Origin of the sequence: Methylobacterium sp. J-092 (genome assembly GCF_022829325.1) — a bacterium.
Taxonomy (GTDB): Bacteria; Pseudomonadota; Alphaproteobacteria; order Rhizobiales; family Beijerinckiaceae; genus Methylobacterium.
The window spans coordinates 69,991-87,806 of sequence record NZ_JAKSXU010000070.1; the positions used below are offsets into that span (position 1 = coordinate 69,991).

General features: G+C 71.3%; 20 protein-coding genes. 6 read left to right on the forward strand and 14 right to left on the reverse strand.

What is annotated here, in order from left to right; all coding sequences use genetic code 11:
- The first annotated feature begins 152 nt into the window (after positions 1–152).
- On the forward strand, positions 153–899 hold the full coding sequence (locus MKK60_RS07650; RefSeq protein ID WP_243984821.1) for a rhodanese-like domain-containing protein: 747 nt from the start codon (positions 153–155) through the stop codon (positions 897–899).
- Positions 896–1,102 (forward strand): SlyX family protein, encoded by a 207-nt coding sequence (locus MKK60_RS07655; protein WP_147725031.1) that lies wholly within the window; start codon positions 896–898, stop codon positions 1,100–1,102. Before MKK60_RS07650 ends, MKK60_RS07655 begins: the two co-directional genes overlap by 4 nt.
- 66 nt (positions 1,103–1,168) lie before the next feature.
- Here MKK60_RS07655 and MKK60_RS07660 read toward each other — a convergent pair whose 3' ends face one another.
- Positions 1,169–2,602, reverse strand: coding sequence for an NAD-dependent succinate-semialdehyde dehydrogenase (locus MKK60_RS07660; protein ID WP_243984823.1), 1,434 nt, complete (start codon positions 2,600–2,602; stop codon positions 1,169–1,171).
- Positions 2,603–2,719: 117 nt separating this feature from the next.
- The gene (locus MKK60_RS07665) at positions 2,720–3,511 is read right to left on the reverse strand and encodes a class II glutamine amidotransferase (RefSeq protein WP_243984825.1); all 792 of its coding nucleotides are present in this window, start codon (positions 3,509–3,511) and stop codon (positions 2,720–2,722) included.
- Positions 3,512–3,850: 339 nt separating this feature from the next.
- Here MKK60_RS07665 and MKK60_RS07670 point away from each other — a divergent pair, with 339 nt between their 5' ends.
- Positions 3,851–4,243: a response regulator gene (locus MKK60_RS07670; RefSeq protein WP_147725038.1), complete on the forward strand. Its 393-nt coding sequence runs from the start codon at positions 3,851–3,853 to the stop codon at positions 4,241–4,243.
- A 138-nt stretch (positions 4,244–4,381) separates the two neighbouring features.
- On the opposite strand, the gene rpsU is transcribed toward MKK60_RS07670, so the two are convergent.
- On the reverse strand, positions 4,382–4,702 hold the full coding sequence (rpsU, locus tag MKK60_RS07675; protein ID WP_147725040.1) for a 30S ribosomal protein S21: 321 nt from the start codon (positions 4,700–4,702) through the stop codon (positions 4,382–4,384).
- Positions 4,703–5,105: 403 nt separating this feature from the next.
- Here rpsU and MKK60_RS07680 point away from each other — a divergent pair, with 403 nt between their 5' ends.
- Positions 5,106–6,149 (forward strand): threonine aldolase family protein, encoded by a 1,044-nt coding sequence (locus tag MKK60_RS07680; RefSeq protein WP_243984827.1) that lies wholly within the window; start codon positions 5,106–5,108, stop codon positions 6,147–6,149.
- A gap of 222 nt (positions 6,150–6,371) precedes the next feature.
- The gene (locus MKK60_RS07685) at positions 6,372–7,844 is read left to right on the forward strand and encodes a SulP family inorganic anion transporter (protein ID WP_243984829.1); all 1,473 of its coding nucleotides are present in this window, start codon (positions 6,372–6,374) and stop codon (positions 7,842–7,844) included.
- A 15-nt stretch (positions 7,845–7,859) separates the two neighbouring features.
- Here MKK60_RS07685 and lysA read toward each other — a convergent pair whose 3' ends face one another.
- The 5 genes from lysA to MKK60_RS07710 all read right to left on the reverse strand — a co-directional run bounded on the left by lysA (position 7,860) and on the right by MKK60_RS07710 (position 11,708).
- Positions 7,860–9,128 (reverse strand): diaminopimelate decarboxylase, encoded by a 1,269-nt coding sequence (lysA, locus tag MKK60_RS07690; protein ID WP_243984831.1) that lies wholly within the window; start codon positions 9,126–9,128, stop codon positions 7,860–7,862.
- A gap of 133 nt (positions 9,129–9,261) precedes the next feature.
- Positions 9,262–9,621 (reverse strand): LPS translocon maturation chaperone LptM, encoded by a 360-nt coding sequence (gene lptM / locus MKK60_RS07695; protein WP_243984833.1) that lies wholly within the window; start codon positions 9,619–9,621, stop codon positions 9,262–9,264.
- A gap of 132 nt (positions 9,622–9,753) precedes the next feature.
- Positions 9,754–10,020, reverse strand: coding sequence for a 3',5'-cyclic-nucleotide phosphodiesterase (locus tag MKK60_RS07700; protein WP_147729929.1), 267 nt, complete (start codon positions 10,018–10,020; stop codon positions 9,754–9,756).
- Positions 10,021–10,150: 130 nt separating this feature from the next.
- The gene (locus tag MKK60_RS07705; RefSeq protein WP_243984835.1) at positions 10,151–10,852 is read right to left on the reverse strand and encodes a hypothetical protein; all 702 of its coding nucleotides are present in this window, start codon (positions 10,850–10,852) and stop codon (positions 10,151–10,153) included.
- A gap of 199 nt (positions 10,853–11,051) precedes the next feature.
- Positions 11,052–11,708, reverse strand: a complete 657-nt coding sequence (locus MKK60_RS07710) for a DUF1134 domain-containing protein (protein ID WP_243984838.1) — start codon at positions 11,706–11,708, stop codon at positions 11,052–11,054.
- Between the two features lie 172 nt (positions 11,709–11,880).
- On the opposite strand from MKK60_RS07710, the gene MKK60_RS07715 reads away from it, so the two are divergent.
- Entirely contained in the window at positions 11,881–12,333 is a 453-nt protein-coding gene (locus MKK60_RS07715) for a YHS domain-containing (seleno)protein (protein ID WP_243935531.1), read from the forward strand.
- Here MKK60_RS07715 and MKK60_RS07720 read toward each other — a convergent pair.
- From MKK60_RS07720 to MKK60_RS07745, 6 genes are all read right to left on the reverse strand, one after another.
- Entirely contained in the window at positions 12,311–13,204 is an 894-nt protein-coding gene (locus MKK60_RS07720) for a 3'(2'),5'-bisphosphate nucleotidase CysQ (protein WP_243984840.1), read from the reverse strand. The two genes, MKK60_RS07715 and MKK60_RS07720, sit on opposite strands and share 23 nt — an antisense overlap.
- An 82-nt stretch (positions 13,205–13,286) precedes the next feature.
- Complete coding sequence (locus MKK60_RS07725) at positions 13,287–14,288, reverse strand: asparaginase (RefSeq protein WP_243984842.1); 1,002 nt, start codon at positions 14,286–14,288, stop codon at positions 13,287–13,289.
- A 157-nt stretch (positions 14,289–14,445) separates the two neighbouring features.
- Positions 14,446–15,084, reverse strand: coding sequence for a hypothetical protein (locus tag MKK60_RS07730; protein ID WP_243984844.1), 639 nt, complete (start codon positions 15,082–15,084; stop codon positions 14,446–14,448).
- A gap of 174 nt (positions 15,085–15,258) precedes the next feature.
- Positions 15,259–16,134: a CheR family methyltransferase gene (locus MKK60_RS07735; RefSeq protein ID WP_243984845.1), complete on the reverse strand. Its 876-nt coding sequence runs from the start codon at positions 16,132–16,134 to the stop codon at positions 15,259–15,261.
- Positions 16,131–17,300, reverse strand: coding sequence for a chemotaxis-specific protein-glutamate methyltransferase CheB (gene cheB, locus MKK60_RS07740; RefSeq protein WP_409567376.1), 1,170 nt, complete (start codon positions 17,298–17,300; stop codon positions 16,131–16,133). The genes MKK60_RS07735 and cheB overlap by 4 nt, the downstream gene beginning before the upstream one ends.
- A gap of 100 nt (positions 17,301–17,400) precedes the next feature.
- Positions 17,401–17,793 (reverse strand): response regulator, encoded by a 393-nt coding sequence (locus MKK60_RS07745; RefSeq protein WP_243984953.1) that lies wholly within the window; start codon positions 17,791–17,793, stop codon positions 17,401–17,403.
- Positions 17,794–17,816: the final 23 nt, after the last annotated feature.

The following is a 17,816-nucleotide window of genomic DNA, read 5'->3' on the forward strand; positions in this document are numbered from 1 at the left end:
TCGAAGCCCAGCGGGGGCCTCCAGGTCACACCGAGGGTTCTGGAGGCCTCCTTCGACGCCCGCTGACGCGGGCACCTCAGGATGAGTCGAGGACGGGAATGGCGGACCGCGTGTGAATTCCCCGGATAGCGAGGCCCTGCTAAACCCGCGCCATGCTCCAAACCGTCGCCACCCTCTACCAGTTCGTCCCTCTCCCCGATGCCGCAACGCTCGCGCCGGTGATCGAGGGCTTGTGCAAAGACCTCGGCCTGACCGGCACGCTCCTGCTGGCGCACGAAGGCATCAACGGCACGGTGGCGGGCTCGGCCGAGGCGATCGCGGCGTTCCTCCCCGCCCTGAACGGGCCCGACCTGTTCGGCGGACGCCTCGATCGGCTCGAATGCAAGCTGTCGACGGCTGAGGCGCCACCGTTCGCGCGGATGAAGGTGAAGCGCAAGCCGGAGATCGTGACCTTCGACGGCGGCGCCACCGACCCGGCCGACGGGGTCGGGACCTACGTCGCGCCCGAGGACTGGAACGCGCTGCTCGACCGGCCGGGGGTGGTGGCGGTCGACACCCGCAACCGGTTCGAGGTGGCGCTCGGCACGTTCGCGGGCGCGGTCGATCCCGGTCTGTCGCGCTTCGGCGAGTTTCGCGCGTTCGCGGAGACGCTCGACCCCTGCACCGAGGTCGCCCTGTTCTGCACCGGCGGCATCCGCTGCGAGAAGGCCGGCGCCTACCTCAAGGCGCGCGGGTTCGCGCACGTCCATCTGCTCCAGGGCGGCATCCTGAAATACCTCGAGACCGTGCCGGAGGCCGAGAGCCGCTGGACCGGCGACTGCTTCGTCTTCGACGGCCGCATCGCGCTGGGGCCGGCGCTGGCCGAGCGGCCCGACCATCCGCCGGAGGCCCTGCGATGAGCGAGTCCGCCCGCATCGACCATCTCGAGATGCGCCTCACCGAGCAGGACGCGACCATCGACGACCTCAACCGCACCGTCACCGAGCAGTGGCGGCTGATCGACCGGCTGCGGCGGCAGGTGGAATCGCTGATCGAGCGCGTCGAGGAGGCGGGCGCTCGCACGGCTGCCGGCGGCGCCGAGCCCCCACCGCCGCATTATTGAGGGCATCAGCGCGCCCTTCCCTCCCCCGCAGGGGGAGAGAAGACGCGGTGAACCTGCCTTCGAGGCCTAGAAATTCGCCTGCGTGACGAACTTGGTGGCGAGGTAGCCGTCCAGCGCTTCGGAGCCGCCCTCGCTGCCGTAGCCGGACTCCTTCACCCCGCCGAAGGGCGTCTCCGGCAGGGCGATGCCGTGGTGGTTGATCGAGACCATGCCGCTCTCGACCATGCTCGACACCCGCGTCGCCCGCTCCGACGTGCGGGTGTAGGCGTAGGCCGCCAAGCCGTATGGCAAGCGGTTGGCCTCCGCGTAGGCTTCCGCGTCGTCGGAGAAGCGCTGGATCGCCGCGACGGGGCCGAACGGCTCCTCGTTCATGATCCGGGACGTGAGCGGCAGGTCGGTCAGCACCGTCGGCTCGAAGAAGTTGCCGCGGTTGCCGATGCGCTTGCCGCCGGTGCGCAGCGTGGCGCCCTGCGCGTTGGCATCGGCGACCAGCGCTTCCATCGCCTCCAGGCGCCGCCCGTGGATCAGCGGGCCCATCTTCGTCTCGGGATCGAGGCCGTCGCCGACCTTCAGGTTGGAGGCGAGGTCGGTGAAGCCGTCGACGAAGCGGTCGAACACCGAATCGTGGACGAGGAAGCGGGTCGGCGCGACGCAGACCTGGCCGGCGTTGCGGAACTTGTTGGCGCCGAGAACCGCCACCGCCTTCTCGACATCGGCATCGCCGAAGACGATCGCCGGCGCGTGGCCGCCGAGCTCCATCGTCGCCCGCTTCATGTGCTGGCCGGCCAGGGCCGCGAGCTGCTTGCCGACCACGGTCGAGCCGGTGAACGAGATCTTCCGGATCACCGGATGCGGGATCAGGTACGACGAGATCGTCGCCGGATCGCCGTAGACCAGCGCGAGGCAATCGCCCGGCACGCCGGCATCGAGGTAGGCGCGCACCAGCTCGGCGCAGCTCGCCGGCGTGTCCTCGGGGCCCTTGAGGATCACCGGGTTGCCGGTGCAGAGCGCGGCGGCGATCTTGCGGACGGCCTGGTTGATCGGGAAGTTCCATGGGGTGAAGCAGGCCACCGGCCCGACCGGCTCGCGCACCACGAACTGCATCACCCCGTCGCCGCGGGGCGGAATCACCCGGCCGTAGGCGCGCTTGCCTTCCTCGGCGAACCAGTCGGTGACGTCGGCCGCGGCCATCGTCTCGATGCGCGCCTCGGCGAGGGGCTTGCCCTGCTCCAGCGTCATGATCCGGGCGATGGCGTCGGCGCGCTCCCGCAGCAGGTCGGCGGCCCGGCGCAGCACCTTGCCGCGATCGAAGGCCGAGACCTTGCGCCACTGCGCGAAGCCGCGCGCGGCGGCCTCGAGCGCCCGGTCGAGGTCGTCCCGGGTGGCGACGGCGCATCGCCCGATCGTCTCGCCGGTGGCGGGGTTGAGCACCGGCAGCGTCTCGCCGCCCGAGCCGGCGACCCAGGCGCCGGCGATGTGAAGCGTCACGTCCGGATACATGTCGGCCCTGCGATCCCTGCCCGGCCGGCCGCGATGGGCCGGCGACCGAGGCAATGTCGCGCTCGACGCCGCCGGGGGCAAGGCGCCGGCGGGAACGAACCGGCCGGGATGTCCGGCTCAGGCGGCGATGCTGCGCTTGACCGGCTCCGGGCCCTTCACCGTGACGGGGCCCCCGCGGCGCGCGCGCAGCGTGCCGCCCTTCGGCACGACCTGCCAGCCGTCCTTGGCGCCGTCGATCGGCTCGGAGACCACGACCAGGCCGGCCTCGGTCTGGCGATAGTACAGGCTCGGGGGCCGCGCATCGCAGGCCCACCGATAGGCGATGAGCTGGTCGCCGTCGGTCAGCAGCGCGGTGAAGCGCAGCGGCTCGGTGATGCCGGCCGCCTTCATCAGGTCGCGCACGGTGGCCAAGGTCTCGGCCATGGCGCCGATCGGGTCCTCGGCAAGGCCGTTGGAGAGGGCGAGCAGGAAAAGGGCCTCGGAGTCGGTGCTGCCGCGACGCCCGTCGTACAGGGCGTCCGGGATCAGCGCCTCGAGGCGTCGCTTGATCCGCAGGTATCCGCCGATCTGACCGTTGTGCATGAACAGGTGCCGGCCGTTCACGAAGGGGTGGCAGTTGGTCCGCGCGGTCGCCGTCCCGGTGGAGGCGCGCACGTGTGCGAAGAAGGTCCGCGCGCGGACCTGCCCGCACAGGTTGACGAGGTTCTCGTCCGACCAGGCGGGCGAGATGTCGCGATAGACGCCCGGCTCCGGTCGTTCGCCGTACCAGCCGAGGCCGAAGCCGTCGCCGTTGGTCTCGGTCTTCCCCTGCTCGGCGTGCAACGATTGATGCACGAGCGAGTGCGTCGGCGCGCAGACGAGGTCCGACAGGAAAACCGGCTCACCGCTATAGGCCAGGAAGCGGCACATGGTTGGGGCCAACCTCTTGCTGATCGCGCTGGCGCGAACCTCACCCAGTCTGCCCTCGGGCAAGCCCGGTGCCGCGCCGTCGCCGAACCGTAACATTTCGTTGTCGATGATGAACAGTTCGCTAACGCACTGCAGCATGCACGGAGTTTGTGCGCACCTGAACGGATCCTCGCCAAACCGGTCGCAACGCAGGCATGCGCTTGAGACGAATTCGGACTCTTGTTACCCGGCTTCGGACGGCGCAGCATGGCTCATCCGGGAATCAGCGCCCCACGCATGAGGTCGCGTCGCCGGTCAGGCATCGAACCCGCATCCGCAACATCTCGTGAAGGAGGTCCCATGGACCGCGCCCCCTCCCCCTGTCCGGTCGCCCTCGTCGTCGAGGACGATGCCGCGGTCCGCAACCTCGCCGCCGCCGTGCTCGAGGAGACCGACCTCGGGGTGATCGCCTGCGACAGCGCGGAGGCCGCGATCTCGATCCTGGAGCGCGACGACGTCACCGTCGCGCTGCTCTTCGCCGACATCCGCCTGCCGGGCGCCATGGATGGGCTCGCGCTCGCCCGCACCGTCGAGCGCCGCTGGCCGGACGTGCGGGTGGTGGTGACCTCGGGCTACGATGCCGGCGGCGATGCGAGGATGCCGGCGCAGGCGGTGTTCATGCAGAAGCCGTGGCGCGCCCTCGACGTGCTGGTCCAGGCCGAGCACGCGACGGAAGCCGCCCGCGCCGCCTGAGCGCGTTCCGGTCCGATACGAGGACGGCGCACGCGGCGTCGTCCGAGATCCTTTCACGAACGAAAAAAGCCCGGACCGCAAGGGCGGCCGGGCCTTTTTCGAGGATCGCGATCGACGGGCCTCGCGGCCCGGATCGTCTTACTCGGCGGCGGAAGCCGCCGGAGCGCCGCCGGCCGGAGCGGACGGGGTCATCGACGGGAAGCCGGGACGACGGGGGGCGCCGGCGCCGAAACGGGGCTTCGGCTTCGGAGCAGCGATCAGGCCCTCGCGGATCGCGGTCTTGCGGGCCTGCTTGCGGGCGCGACGGACCGCCTCGGCCTTCTCGCGCGCCTTGCGCACGGACGGCTTCTCGTAGGCCTTGCGCTGCTTCATCTCGCGGAAGATGCCTTCGCGCTGCATCTTCTTCTTGAGGACGCGGAGCGCCTGATCGACGTTGTTATCGCGAACGAGTACCTGCAACGGAGTGGATCCTCTAGAACCGGTTTAAACGTGGCATACGGTCGGCGCGGTCAGCGTGACGCCCGCGAGCGTTGCGGGAAACCGACAGCGTCCCGGACCCGGGGATCGCCCGGGCGGGACGCGGTTCGGACCGTCTCGATTCGGCACCAAATCTGCACCTTGGGCAGGCTCTTACACCAAGCGCCCGCGAGTTCCAACCGGATTGGCGACACGACGTCGATCGGCGTGCGGTGTGACCGCGCGGACGCAGGGGGAAGGCCGTCGTCCGCCCGCACAGGGCATGCCGGGCGCAGCAATCCGGCCCGGCTCCTGCAATGCCGTCCTAAGTCGGGTATGACATCCCAGGCCGGACTCGTCCCGGCAGGGCTGGCGAAGGGACGCTCATGACGGGTGAGAGACAGCGATGACCGACGACGCGCAGCAATTCGCCAGCGACAACTATTCCGGCATCTGCCCGGAAGCCTGGGCGGCGATGGCGGCCGCCAATGCCGGGCATGCGCCGGCCTACGGCGAGGATGCCTGGACGGCACGCGCGGCGAACGCCTTCCGCACCCTGTTCGAGAGCCACTGCGAGGTGTTCTTCGCCTTCAACGGCACGGCCGCCAACGCGCTGGCGCTGGCCGCGCTCTGCCGCTCCTACCACAGCGTGATCTGTGCCGACGCCGCCCACGTGGAGACCGACGAGTGCGGCGCGCCGGAGTTCTTCTCGAACGGCTCGAAGCTGCTCACGGTCCGCACCGAGAGCGGCAAGCTGACCCCGGACGCGATCCGGGCGCTCGCCACCAACCGCAAGGACATCCACTTCCCGAAGGTCCGCGTGGTGACGGTGACGCAGCCGACCGAGACGGGGCAGGTCTACACCCTCGCCGAGTTGCGGGCGATCTCGGCGACCTGCCGCGACCTCGGCCTGTCGCTGCACATGGACGGGGCCCGCTTCGCCAACGCCTGCGCCCATCTCGGATGCAGCGCGGCGGACATGACGTGGCGGTCGGGCGTCGACGTGCTCTGCTTCGGCGGCACCAAGAACGGCATGCATGCCGGCGAGGCGGTGGTGTTCTTCGACGCCGCACTGGCCGAGGATTTCGGCTATCGTTGCAAGCAGGCGGGGCAGCTCGCCTCGAAGATGCGCTTCCTCTCGGCCCCCTGGGTCGGGATGCTGGAGAGCGGGGCGTGGCTGAGAAACGCCGCGCACGGCAACGCCTGCGCACAGGACTTCGCGGCGGCGGTCGCGGACATGCCCGGCATCGCGCCGATGTTCCCGGTCCAGGCCAACGCCGTGTTCCTGGCGATGCCGGCGGACACGATGGAACGCCTGCGCGGCAGGGGCTGGCGCTTCTACACCTTCATTGGTGGTGGAGCCCGGTTCATGTTCGCCTGGGACGCGAAGCGTGAGCGCGTCGCCGAGCTGGTCGCGGATCTGCGCGCCGTCGCTGCGGCACCGGCATGAGCGGGCGGCGGGTTGCGTGGCCGGGTGCCGCTGTCTAACAGGGTCTCATGGTTCCGGCAGACGTTCGCCCGTCATCGATGACGCCGCCGTAGCGCGCGCGACGCCCTGCGGTCCCCGTTTCCTCAGGGCATCGCGCTTGGGCCGCCGAACCGTCTCCCGTCGAAATCCCGTCTCTCATGAGCCCGCACGCCGCCTTCCGCGGGCGCGGGCCGGATCCTTTGCATGACCTTTCAAACCTTGCGGGCCGAATGGGCCCCGCACGTGCCGCGCGAGCTCCTCGCCGGGACCGTCGTCGCGCTCGCGCTCATTCCGGAGGCGATCGCCTTCTCGCTCATCGCCGGCGTCGATCCGCAGGTCGGGCTCTACGCCTCGTTCTGCATCGCGGCGACCACCGCGATCGTCGGCGGACGGCCGGCGATGATCTCGGCCGCCACCGGCGCCACCGCCCTGGTGATGGCGGGGCTGGTGCGCGAGCACGGCCTGCAATACCTGCTGGCCGCCTCGATCCTCGCCGGCCTGATCCAGATCGGCGCCGGCCTGCTGCGGCTGGGCGACCTGATGCGCTTCGTCTCGCGCTCGGTGATCACCGGCTTCGTCAATGCCCTCGCGATCCTGATCTTCCTCGCTCAGATGCCCGAGCTGATCGGGCGCGGTCCGACCGTCTACGCGATGGTCGCGATCGGGCTGGCGATCATCTACGGCCTTCCGCGCCTCACCAGGGTGGTGCCCTCCCCGCTCGTCTGCATCGTCGTCCTGACGATCGCCGCGATCGCGCTGGCGCTGCGGATCCGCACGGTCGGCGACATGGGCGCGCTGCCGAGCAGCCTGCCCTCGTTCCTGCCGCCGCAGGTCCCGCTGGGCTTCGAGACCTTGCGGATCATCCTGCCCTACGCCGCCACGGTCGCCATGGTCGGCCTGCTCGAATCGCTGATGACGGCGGCGATCGTCGACGAGATGACCGATACCGGCAGCGACAAGAGCCGGGAATGCCTCGGCCAGGGCACCGCCAACATCGTCTCGGGCTTCTTCGGCGGCATGGCCGGCTGCGCCATGATCGGGCAGACGGTGATCAACGTCACCTCCGGCGCCCGCGGTCGCCTGTCGTGCCTGTGGGCGGGCGGCTTCCTGCTGTTCCTGATCGTCGCGCTCGGCGCCTACGTCCGGCAGATCCCGATGGCGGCGCTGGTCGCGGTGATGATCTTCGTCTCGATCCAGACCTTCTCCTGGCGCTCGATCCGCGACCTCGCCCGGCACCCGGGCTCGTCCAGCGTGGTGATGCTCGCCACCGTCGGGGTGGTGGTGGCGACCCACGACCTCGCCCGCGGCGTCCTCGTCGGCGTGCTGCTGTCGGGCGTGTTCTTCGCGCGCAAGGTCGCCCGCGTCTTCCGCGTCGAGAGCCGCCGGGAGGGCGTGGTCCGCACCTACGTCGTCACCGGGCAGCTGTTCTTCGCGACGGCCGAGGCATTCCACGGCGCGTTCGATTTCCGCGACGACGCCGAGCGGATCGTGCTCGACCTTTCGGCGGCGCATTTCTGGGACATCACGGCGATCAATGCCCTCGACCGGGTGGTGCTGAAGTTCCGCCATCACGGCCGGGCGGTCGAGATCGTCGGCCTCAACCGCGCGAGCGCGACCCTGGTCGAACGCCTCGGCACCCACGACAAGCCCAGTGCGATGGCAGCACCGGGACACTGACGCGACGGCCGGCGCTCAGGCGAGCCAGTCGGGCATCCGGTCGAGGCCGATCAGCGCGTCGTAGCTCTGGCGCGGGCGCACGATCGCCGCCTGCGAACCGCTGACCAGCACCTCGGGCACGAGGCGGCGGGTGTTGTAGGTGCCGGCCTGGACCGCTCCGTAGGCGCCCGCCGTCATCACCGCGATCAGGTCGCCGGCGACGACCCGCGGCATCTCGCGCTGCAGGGCGAGGTAGTCGCCGGTCTCGCAGACCGGTCCGACCACGTCCGCCGTCACGCGCGGCGCGTCGGCAGCCGGAGCCTCCACCGGGCGGATGGCATGATAGGCCTCGTAGAGGGTCGGCCGGATCAGGTCGTTCATCGCGGCATCCACGATGACGAAGGTGCGCCCCTCGCTTTCCTTCACGTAGACCACGCGGGTGACCAGGATGCCGGCATTGCCCGCGATCATCCGGCCGATCTCGAAGACCGGCCGCAGGCCGAGCGGGGCGAAATGCGGGCGGATCGTCGCGGCGAGCGCCGCCGGGTCCGGCGGGGCTGCGTTGTCGTCGCGATAGGGGATGCCGAGGCCGCCCCCGAAATCGATGTGGCGGATCGGATGGCCCTCGGCGATCAACCGGCCGGCCAGCCCGGCGAGCAGCCGCGCCGCATTCTCGAACGGCGCGAGATCGGTGATCTGGCTGCCGATATGCATGTCGACGCCGTGGATCGCGAGGCCCGGAAGGGTCGCCGCCAGAGCGTAGACGGCGGGCGCGCGCGTGATCGGGATGCCGAACTTGTTCTCGTACTTGCCCGTCGAGATCTTGGCGTGGCCGCCCGCGTCGATGTCGGGATTGACCCGGATCGAGACCGGCGCCTCGATCCCGAGGCTGGTCGCCACCTCGGAGAGCGCCAGCAGCTCGGGCTCGCTCTCGACGTTGAAGCAGTAGATCCCGGCCTTCAGCGCCGCCGCCATCTCGTCGCGGGTCTTGCCGACGCCGGAGAACACGATCTTCTGCGCGTCGACCCCGGCCCGAAGCGCGCGGAGCAGCTCGCCCTCGGAGACGATGTCCATGCCGGCGCCCCGCCGGGCGAGCGTCGCCAGTACGGCCTGGTTGGAATTCGCCTTCATGGCGAAGCAGACCAGCGCGTCGTCGCCCGAGAACGCCTCGGCGAAGACGCGGAAGTGCCGCTCCAGGGTGGCGGTGCTGTAGCAGTAGAACGGCGTCCCGACCCGCTCGGCCAGGGCCGTCAGGTCGACGTCCTCGGCGTGCAGGCGTCCGTCGCGATCCTGGAAATGGTGCATCGTTCGGCCGTGTCCGGGAAGCGTCGAGATCCGCCGTTCGGCTCGAGATCCCGTCCGCGGGGAAGCCTCCCCCGGGGCGGGAGAGCAGGGTGGAAGACGAGGGCGCCGTTCGGTCCGGCGCGAGAGCGGCGCGCTACAGCAGCGGATCGAGGATGAAGGGATCCTTCGGGATGCGATAGCCGCGCTTGGCCCCGCGGCCGGTCTCGACCGGCGCCTCCGTGCCGGAGGCCGGGGCGAGCGCGGAGGGCGGCAGATCGTCGCCGTCGCGGACCGCGGACGGATCGGGCTCCGGCGTGCCGCCGCCGAGGCCGGTGCTCTGCGGAAGGGTCCGGGGTCCGGCCGTCGCCGTGGGGGTGCCTTGGGCCGCACTCCGTTGCGGCGTCGTCGCCGAGGCGCCCGGCGGCTCGAGGGCTCCGCGGCGGCCGCACCCTGCCAGCGCGAGCGCGGCGAGGCCTGTGGCGAGGGTCAACGTCAGGACGCGGGTGGGCGGCATCGCGGAGGGTCCGGCGGGCACTTCTGGGGCGGTCCTCCCGAGGGAGGATCGCACCTTAGCCGTTGCCGGAACGCGAGGCGAGCGTTCGCGCGCCACAGCCTCGCTCCGAACCGGCTCGGTCGAGCGGGCGGTTCAGCCCTTCTTGTCGCCGTTGGTCGCCTCGTAGGCGTCGATCGCCCGGCGGCAATTCTCGGACAGCGACTTCCAGTTCTTCTCGAAGCAAGCATCGAGCTTCGGGTCCTCGGGGGCGAGGTTGCCGCAATAGTTCAGGTAATCGCCGGTGCAGTACTTCTTCAGGGTCTCGTTGCCGCGCTTGGTCTCGGGCGCCGCCGAGGCCGGCGCGGAGAACGACACGGCCAGGCCGAGCGCGAGGGCGAGGGACATGAGCTTCAAGGCCATGGGGCGTCGTTCCATCTGTCGGATCGAGAGGGGGGATGGCGGTGCGATGATGCCATCGCGTGGTGGAAACAAGGCATCGCGGCGCGGTTTCGCAACCGCAACCCTAGGATTTTGGTGGCTCGACGGCCGCTCAGTGCGAGGAGGCACGCATCGCGTAGGCCGCGACCGGCGGAAGGCGCTCGCGCTGCGTCAGGGTGTCGGCCACCTCGGTGATGCGCCGGCGAAGGTCCGCATTCTCACGCTCGACCGCCTCCCCGCGGTCGGACACGGCCTTGGCGAGCGCCGCCTCGGTGGCCGCGAGCTTTTCGCGCACGCTGCCCTCGCTCTCCGCCGCGCCGGCATCGGATGGGACGTCCTCGACCGTGCCGAGGGCGTTCCGCGCGGCGAGCAGGCTGTCCAGGAGGTCGGCATGCGCCTCTTCCAGGGCGAGCAGGGTCGCGAGGCTCGACGAGCCGTCGGCCTGCGCGGTCGAAAGCTCGTTCTCGAGACGACCGCGAAGCGCCAGCGCCTCGGCGATCTCGGCGTCGCGCGCGGCGACGTCGCGCGCGAGGGCGGCCGCCTCCATGGTGCGGTTGCCGAGGGCCGCCATGTCGGCCTGGCGCTTGCTGCGCGCGTCCTCGACGGCACGCTCCATCCGCCGCTGCCGCACCGCGAACTCGGCGCGCAGAAAATCCTTCTCGGCGGCGATCTCTCCGACGGACAGCGGCAGCTGCGCCTCCGTCCGGCGCCGCGCCAGGCGGGCGGCGCGCGCGTTCACGGCGGGCAGCGCTAGCAGCGCGCACAGGATCGCCACCAGGAAGCCGAGGGCGAAGACCATCACGGTTTCGATCACGCGGGCGAACTCGATCCCTTGAGCGCCGCCGCAAGACCGGACCCTGCCCGCTCGTGCGACGATGCGACCACACGCAGAACGAGCCCGGACACCGGGGCTGAACCCGGATGCCGTGCCCGTGAGCCGAGCATGCCCGGCCGAAGCTGACGCGCAGTCTAACCGGTTTTGCGCGCGGGCGCGAAGTCGAGATTCGGTCGCGTCAGAACGGGTTCCAGGTCGGCGTGCCGGTGAACTTCAGATAGCCGACGTTGATGCCGAGGCGGGCGCCGACGCCGGTCCGGATCGGAACCACGACGATGCCGTCGTTGGTCACCGCCGTCATGCCGAAGCCGCCGACGAAGTAGGCCGAGCCGTCGACCCCGCCGAAGCGGCGGTAGATCCCATTTACCGCCGGCAGATTGTAGACCAGCATCATGGTGCGGTCGCCGTCGCCGCCGATGTCGAAGCCGAGGGTCGGGCCCTGCCAGTAGATCCGGCGCTGGCCCGCATTGCGGGTGTAGAGCGTGCCCTCGCCGTACCGGACGCCGCCGACGATGGCGCCGGAGGCTTCCTGGCCGAGGATGTAGCCGTTGGGCTCGCCCCAGCGCTTGGTCGCCTCCTGCACCGTGAGCGCCAGCCCGCGCGAGACGCTGCCGAAGAACTTGTGGCCGGAATCGACGATCTCGCGTGGCCGGAAGGTCTCCGGCGCGCCGGGATCCTCGACGCCGCGGGCGGAGGCCGGCACGCTCGCGGAAACGCCGAACGCGGCCGTCGACGCGGCGAGGAGCCCGGCCGAGCTCAGGCCGGCCAGGGCGCGGCGGCGTGTCGGCGCGTCCTGCCGCAGGGTGGCCGTGCGGGGGGAATCGGGTGTGGTCATGGTTCCTCCTCGATCCGCTGAAGGCGGCGCCGTCATGGGACGCGATCGCGCGCCTGGACTTGGATGCGCACCTGGACGATGCCTTGCGTCCGCCCCCAAGGACATGCGGCAGACCTGCCGCCGGAGCGCACGGCGGTCGATCCGGGCGCGAGCTGAGGGACAGGTGGACACGATGTGGTTAACGCGGCGTGACTGCGCCATCCTCGTCCTGGCAGGCCTCGCGGAGCCGGCGATCGGACAGACGCCCGTCGCCGGCCCGCTCGCGCTCTCGGGCTTCGACCCGGTGAGCTACTTCCTGCCGAAGGGCCCGCGGGCGGGCTCGTCCGCGTTCGAGGCTTCCGGCGGCGGCAGGACCTGGCGCTTCGCCGGTGCCGCCAACCGCGCCGCCTACCTGCGCGACCCTACGGTCTACACGCCGCGGCTGGGCGGATACGACGTCGTCGGCATCCTCGACGGACGGCTGGTCGACGCCGATCCGCTGGTCTTCGCGGTGATCGAGGAGCGCCTCTACCTGTTCCGCAACGCCGAGCGACGGGACCGGGTGCTGGCGGACCCCACGCTCGCGGAGCGGGCGGAGGCGTCCTGGCCGAGCCTGCAGCCACTCACGGACGGAGGACGGGAGTGAGCCGCGTCACCGCCGCGCCCTCCCGCGGCCGCAGGATCGGCCCGCGATCGGGAAGCGCGACCCGGGCGGCGAGCGCCGGATCGCCCATCGCCGCGAACGGGCCGTTGCGATAGGCCATCGCGTGCCGGCCGTAGATGATCGGCCGGCCGGTGGGGGTGACGACACGGCCGCCGGCGGAGGTCAGGATGTGGTCGCCGGCCGCGGTGTCCCATTCCATGGTCGGTCCGCAGCGGACGTAAAGGTCGGCCTCGCCCGAGGCGATCAGCGCGAACTTGAGGGCCGAGCCGGCCGCGCGGCGCGATGTCACGCCGAGCGCGTTGAGGCAGGCCTCGGTCTCGGAATCGCCGTGGCGCCGGCTGCCGAGCGCGGTCAGCCCGTCCCGCGGCTCGGGCCGGGTTCGGACGGCGCGAGAGGGCCCGGGGCGGCCGGCCTCGATCGGCGCCTCGTGCGCGGCGACACCCGCGTGCCAGACGCGGCCGACGCCCGGCGCGGCCAGCGCCGCGGCGACCGGGCGGTTGCCCTCGATCAGGGCGATGCACACGGCGAATTCCGGGCTGCCGGCGAGGAAGTCGCGGGTGCCGTCTAGGGGGTCGACCAGGAAGAACCGGTCGGCGGGCGGCACGTCGTGGCAGGTCTCCTCGGCCACCACCGGGATCGCCGGGAACCGTTCCAGGAGCTTGGCCAGGATCAGCTGCTCGGCCTCGAGGTCGGCATGGCTCGAGGGCGAGCCGTCCACCTTGAGCACGTGCGGGCAGTCGTTGCCGTGGTGGCCGAGCAGGATCTCGCCGGCGGCGCAAGCGATCTCGGCCAGGTACGCGGCGATGCGCTCGCGTTCCGGCCCGGGGAGGGAGACGATGGATGATGCCGCCATTGCCATGGCACCGTCTTGCTCCACCCTCCGATCCTTGTCGATGGCGGAGGCCGAAATCGGGTTCGGCCCGTCCCGACGCGTCTCAGTAGGAAGCGAACATCCGCTCGATCTCCGCGGGCTCGCGCGTCACCGTCAGGGCGAGCGCGAGCAGGATGCGGGCCTTCTGCGGCGTCAGGTTGTCGGCGCTGAGGATGCCGCGCTCCCTCAGGCGGGTGGTGAGCGGGACGACGCCGCTGCCCGCCCGGGTCGACTGCACCACGACGATGCCGGCGGCGGCGGCCTGCTCGAGGGCGTCGGCTTCGCGCGGCGGCGTCATGCCCGGCGCCAGCCCCGCCGAGACGATGCCCCGCGCTCCGGCGGCGAGGAAGGCCCGCACCGCCGTGCCGTCCGCGTCGGCATAGCCGTAGGACACGTCGACCCGCGGCAGCTCTTCGAGCGCGCGGATGTCGAAGGGCGTTCCCGGAGCGTGGCTCCGCTCCGAGCGCCGGTAGTACTGCACCGAGGCGCCGTCGACGTGGCCGAGCACCCCGAAATCCGGCGTCCGGAAGGTCTGGAGCCGGGCGACCGAGGTCTTGGTCACCTCGCGCGCCGCCTGGATCTCGTCGTTGAGGACGACGAGGACGCCGCGCCCGCGGGACTGCGCCGACGCCGCCGTGCGGATCGCCGCGACGAGGTTGAGCCCGGCATCGCTCGACAGGGCGCTCATCGGCCGCTGCGACCCGACGAGCACCACCGGGACGTCGACGGTGAGCGTCAGGCTCAGGGCGTAGGCGGTCTCCTCGAGGGTGGCGGTGCCGTGCCCGATGACGATGCCGGCGAGGTCGCGATGCTCCGCGACGAGGCGTTCGCAGGTCGTCGCCAGGTCGCGCCATTCCGCGAAGCCGATCGCCGGGCTCGGCACGGCGCGGAAGGCGACCGGCACCATCTCGGCGACCGCGCGCACCTCCGGCACGGCATCGAGGATCGCCTGCGCCTCCAGGCGGTTCCCGGTCGCGGTGTAGTCGAGGATGTCGAGGGAATCGCGACCGAGCGACGAGATCGTCCCGCCGGTGCCGATGAACGCGACCTTCGGCCTTGCCGTCATCGAATGTCTCCTGCTCGCTTCGCGTCGAGACCGCGTCCTACCCGCTGAGGCCGGCGGTTGTCTCGCGGCATCGCCGGGGACGGACGATGTGCCGGGCGAGGACGCGGTGCCGGCTCGCTCGCCCCGAGGATGGCGACACCGCGCGCGCCGATGCGGCTCAGCTGCGGAAGTCGAACACGAGGGCCGAGGCGTTGCTGCTCGTGCTGGAAGTCCCGCTCGACGCGTAGCCGGTCGCGCTCGCCTGCGTCGATTGGAGCTGCTTGATGAAGCTCGCCAGCAGATCGCTCGTCGACGCGGTGCTGGTGCTGCCTGAGGCCGAGGCGTCGGGATCCGCGCTCGACGCATCGGACAGGTCGTTGCCGTCCGGCGCCGCGCCGAAGGGCGGTCCCGGGGGCGGGCCGCCCGCACCGCCGACCCCGCCATCCTTTGCCTCGCCCTTCGCGCCTCCCTTGGCGAACAGCGACGTCAACGTCGCCGCCTGGTCGCTGGTCAGCGTTCCGTTGGTGACCTGGTCGGCGATCAGGCCGTCGATGCGGCTCTTGATCTGGGACGGGTCGAGCCGCGACGCGGCGGAGGTGCTCGACGATGCCGACGCGGCACCGTTCGCGGTTTCGCCGGACTTGAGGCTGGCGTCGATCGAGTCGAGGGCGCTGGTGAGCGCGGTGGCGTCGGTCGCGGAAATGGTGCCGGCCGAGGCCTCGCTGTCGATCTCGGAGGCGACCCGGTTCTTGTGGGCGTGCGCCGGGCGCTGCGGCGCCTGGATCTGCGAGGCGGTGGTGCTGGAGATCGAACTCATGGGCGGCTTTCCCGTGAAGCTGCCGGAAACGCCCGGCCGCGGGTCCGTGTGCAAAGTGCCCACGCCGCGGTTAAGGATCTGTTCGCCTTAATGTTTCGGTATGTTTCCAGCAGCGCCCAGCGGCCGTTCCCCCCTCTTCCCGCAGCGTAATTCGTACTGTGATGCTCGCCCGAGTCAGCGGGCGGCGACCCGCAATTGCGGGAACGCGGCGGGGAGCGGAGGCGCCGCGCGCAGGACCGGTTGCGCCACGCCGTAGAGGCCGCGATGCTGCGGGTTCGGGCTCAGCCGGTCGGTCAGGCCGATCACCGTCTCGGCCGCGCCGAGAAGAAGCGCGCCTTCGGGTGCAAGCCGTTCGGCGAGCCGCCCGAGGATGTCGGCCTTGGTCGGCGTATCGAAGTAGATCAGCACATTGCGGCAGTAGATCACGTCAAAGGAGCCGAGCGCGTCGAAGCCGTTGAGCAGGTTGAGCGGCCGGTAATCGATCATCGCGCGCAGGGCCGGGGCGATCTGCCACTGCTCGCCGATCTGGGTGAAGTACTTCAGCAGCCACTGGACGGGCAGCCCGCGCTGCACCTCGAAATGGCTGTAGAGCCCGAGCTTGCCCTTCTCGATCACCTCGGTGGAGAGGTCCGTCGCGACGATCTCGACCTGCCAGCCGGCAAGCTTGGCGCCAGCTTCCTGCAGCAGGATCGCGAGCGAATACGGCTCCTGGCCGGTCGAGGCCGCCGCGCACCAGATGCGCAGCCGGCGCTGGCCGGCACGGCGCGCCATCGCCTGAGGCAGCAGCACGTCGCGGAACAGATCGAACGGCGTCCGATCGCGGAAGAAGAAGGTCTCGTTGGTGGTCATCGCTTCGACGACCGCCTTCTCGATCGACGAATCGCGCGAGATCTTCAAGGTGCCGACGAGGTCGCGCAGCGTGGCGAGGCCGAAGCGGCGGCAGACGGGGGTGAGCCGGCTCTCGACAAGGTAGCGCTTCTCGGGGGTGAGCGCGAGGCCGGAGCGCTGCTTGAGATAGGCGCGCAGGAAATCGAATTCGAGCTCGGTCATGCCGCCTGTCCCGTGATCATGGCGCGCAGCGCAGGGCCGATCTCGGGAAGCGGCAGGATGGCCTGGGCCAGCCCCGCCTTGGCGATGCTGCCGGGCATGCCCCAGACGGTGCTCGTCGCCTCGTCCTGTGCGAGCACGGCGCCGCCGGCCTCGCACAGCGCGCGGGCGCCGTGGGTGCCGTCCGAGCCCATGCCGGTGAGCACGACGGAGAGGGTTGCGCCCCCGAACAGCGCGGCGGCGTCCTTGAACAGGACGTCGACGGCCGGCCGGCAGAAGTTCACCGGCGGTCCGTCGTCGAGGCGGATCACCGGCTCTCGGCCGGCCCCCCCCGTCAGGCCCATGTGGCGCCCGCCCGGCGCGACGTAGATCCGCCCGGGCTCGAGCCGTTCGTCGGCCTTGCCCTCGGCCGCGACGAGTCCGGTGCGGGTGGCGAGGTGCTCGGCGAAGACCGCGGTGAAGATCGGCGGCATGTGCTGGACGATCAGGATCGGCAGCCGGCGCAGCGTCGCCGTGCCGATCTTCTCGAGCATCTCGCCGACCGCCCGGGGGCCGCCGGTCGAGGCGCCGACGAGAAGGACGCGGGGCGCCAGGCCGGTGCGGGCCTTCGGGCGCAGGGTGACCGGGGCGCTCGGGCGCGGCGCCGCCGGGGCCGGCATCGGCGAGGGGGCGGCGCCGGGCGCGATCGGGGCCGGCGCCGGGCCGCGGCGGCGGGCGCGGGCGGCGCCGAACAGCCGCACCCGCTCCACGAGGTCGGCGCGGAAGGCGTCGGAGGTGGTGACGCCGCGGTTGCTCTCGGGCTTGGCGAGATAATCGACCGCGCCGAGGGCGAGGCACCTGAGCGAGATGTCGGCGTTGCGCGTCGTCAGCGTCGACATCATCACGACCTGCACGGTCGGGCTGGCCGCGAGCATGCGCGGCAGCGCCTCGGTGCCGTCGAGCTCGGGCATGTCGATGTCGAGCAGCACCACGTCCGGATCGTGCCGCGTCATCATCTCCACGGCGATGCGGCCGTTCGAGGCGGTGCCGACGACGGTGAAGCCGGCCTCGCCGATCCAGCGCGCGACGAGCCCGCGCACCACAGCCGAGTCGTCGGCGATCAGCACCTTGATCGGCACGGACGCGGTCGCCCACGGCTTGGGCGCGAGGCTCGGGTTGGCGGCCAGCATGGGTTCGGCATCCCAATGACGATGGGGGAGTGGGGGTCGTTCGACGTCGCGGTCCAGCCGGCTCGACCGAGCCGACGCGGGCAGCCGGATCGGGCCTGCGTCAGGCCGCGGCCGGGACGACGCCGACCTGCTCGAGCTTGGCCGTCAGGATGTCGCGGTCGAACGGCTTCATGATGTACTCGTCCGCGCCCGCCCGGAGGGCCCGGGCGATGGCGCCGACGTCGTTCTCGGTCGTGCAGAACAGGATCTTCGGGCCGTTGCCGTCGGGCCGCTGGCGCAGGGCCTGGAGGAAGGCGTAGCCGTCCATGTTCGGCATGTTCCAGTCGAGCAGGATGACCTGGGGCATCGCCTCGGCGCAGCGCAGCAGGGCGTCGCTGCCGTCCTCGGCTTCCGAGACGTCGAAGCCGAGCGTCTCGATGATCCGCCGCGCCACCTTCCGGATCACGGCGGAATCGTCGACCACGAGGCAGGTGCGGGTTTCGGCTGAAGCGATGGTCACGGCGTCTTGCCCTCTCG

Coding starts and splice junctions, on each gene's coding strand:
- MKK60_RS07660 (WP_243984823.1), bottom strand. CDS start 2,602: ATGTATCCGGACGTGACGCTTCACATCGCCGGCGCCTGGGTCGCCGGC.
- MKK60_RS07700 (WP_147729929.1), bottom strand. CDS start 10,020: ATGGCCTTGAAGCTCATGTCCCTCGCCCTCGCGCTCGGCCTGGCCGTG.
- lysA (WP_243984831.1), bottom strand. CDS start 9,128: ATGCACCATTTCCAGGATCGCGACGGACGCCTGCACGCCGAGGACGTC.
- MKK60_RS07665 (WP_243984825.1), bottom strand. CDS start 3,511: ATGTGCCGCTTCCTGGCCTATAGCGGTGAGCCGGTTTTCCTGTCGGAC.
- MKK60_RS07730 (WP_243984844.1), bottom strand. CDS start 15,084: ATGAGTTCGATCTCCAGCACCACCGCCTCGCAGATCCAGGCGCCGCAG.
- MKK60_RS07735 (WP_243984845.1), bottom strand. CDS start 16,134: ATGACCGAGCTCGAATTCGATTTCCTGCGCGCCTATCTCAAGCAGCGC.
- MKK60_RS07655 (WP_147725031.1), top strand. CDS start 896: ATGAGCGAGTCCGCCCGCATCGACCATCTCGAGATGCGCCTCACCGAG.
- cheB (WP_409567376.1), bottom strand. CDS start 17,300: ATGCTGGCCGCCAACCCGAGCCTCGCGCCCAAGCCGTGGGCGACCGCG.
- MKK60_RS07670 (WP_147725038.1), top strand. CDS start 3,851: ATGGACCGCGCCCCCTCCCCCTGTCCGGTCGCCCTCGTCGTCGAGGAC.
- MKK60_RS07650 (WP_243984821.1), top strand. CDS start 153: ATGCTCCAAACCGTCGCCACCCTCTACCAGTTCGTCCCTCTCCCCGAT.
- lptM (WP_243984833.1), bottom strand. CDS start 9,621: ATGCCGCCCACCCGCGTCCTGACGTTGACCCTCGCCACAGGCCTCGCC.
- MKK60_RS07710 (WP_243984838.1), bottom strand. CDS start 11,708: ATGACCACACCCGATTCCCCCCGCACGGCCACCCTGCGGCAGGACGCG.
- MKK60_RS07715 (WP_243935531.1), top strand. CDS start 11,881: ATGTGGTTAACGCGGCGTGACTGCGCCATCCTCGTCCTGGCAGGCCTC.
- MKK60_RS07685 (WP_243984829.1), top strand. CDS start 6,372: ATGACCTTTCAAACCTTGCGGGCCGAATGGGCCCCGCACGTGCCGCGC.
- MKK60_RS07680 (WP_243984827.1), top strand. CDS start 5,106: ATGACCGACGACGCGCAGCAATTCGCCAGCGACAACTATTCCGGCATC.
- MKK60_RS07725 (WP_243984842.1), bottom strand. CDS start 14,288: ATGACGGCAAGGCCGAAGGTCGCGTTCATCGGCACCGGCGGGACGATC.
- MKK60_RS07720 (WP_243984840.1), bottom strand. CDS start 13,204: ATGGCGGCATCATCCATCGTCTCCCTCCCCGGGCCGGAACGCGAGCGC.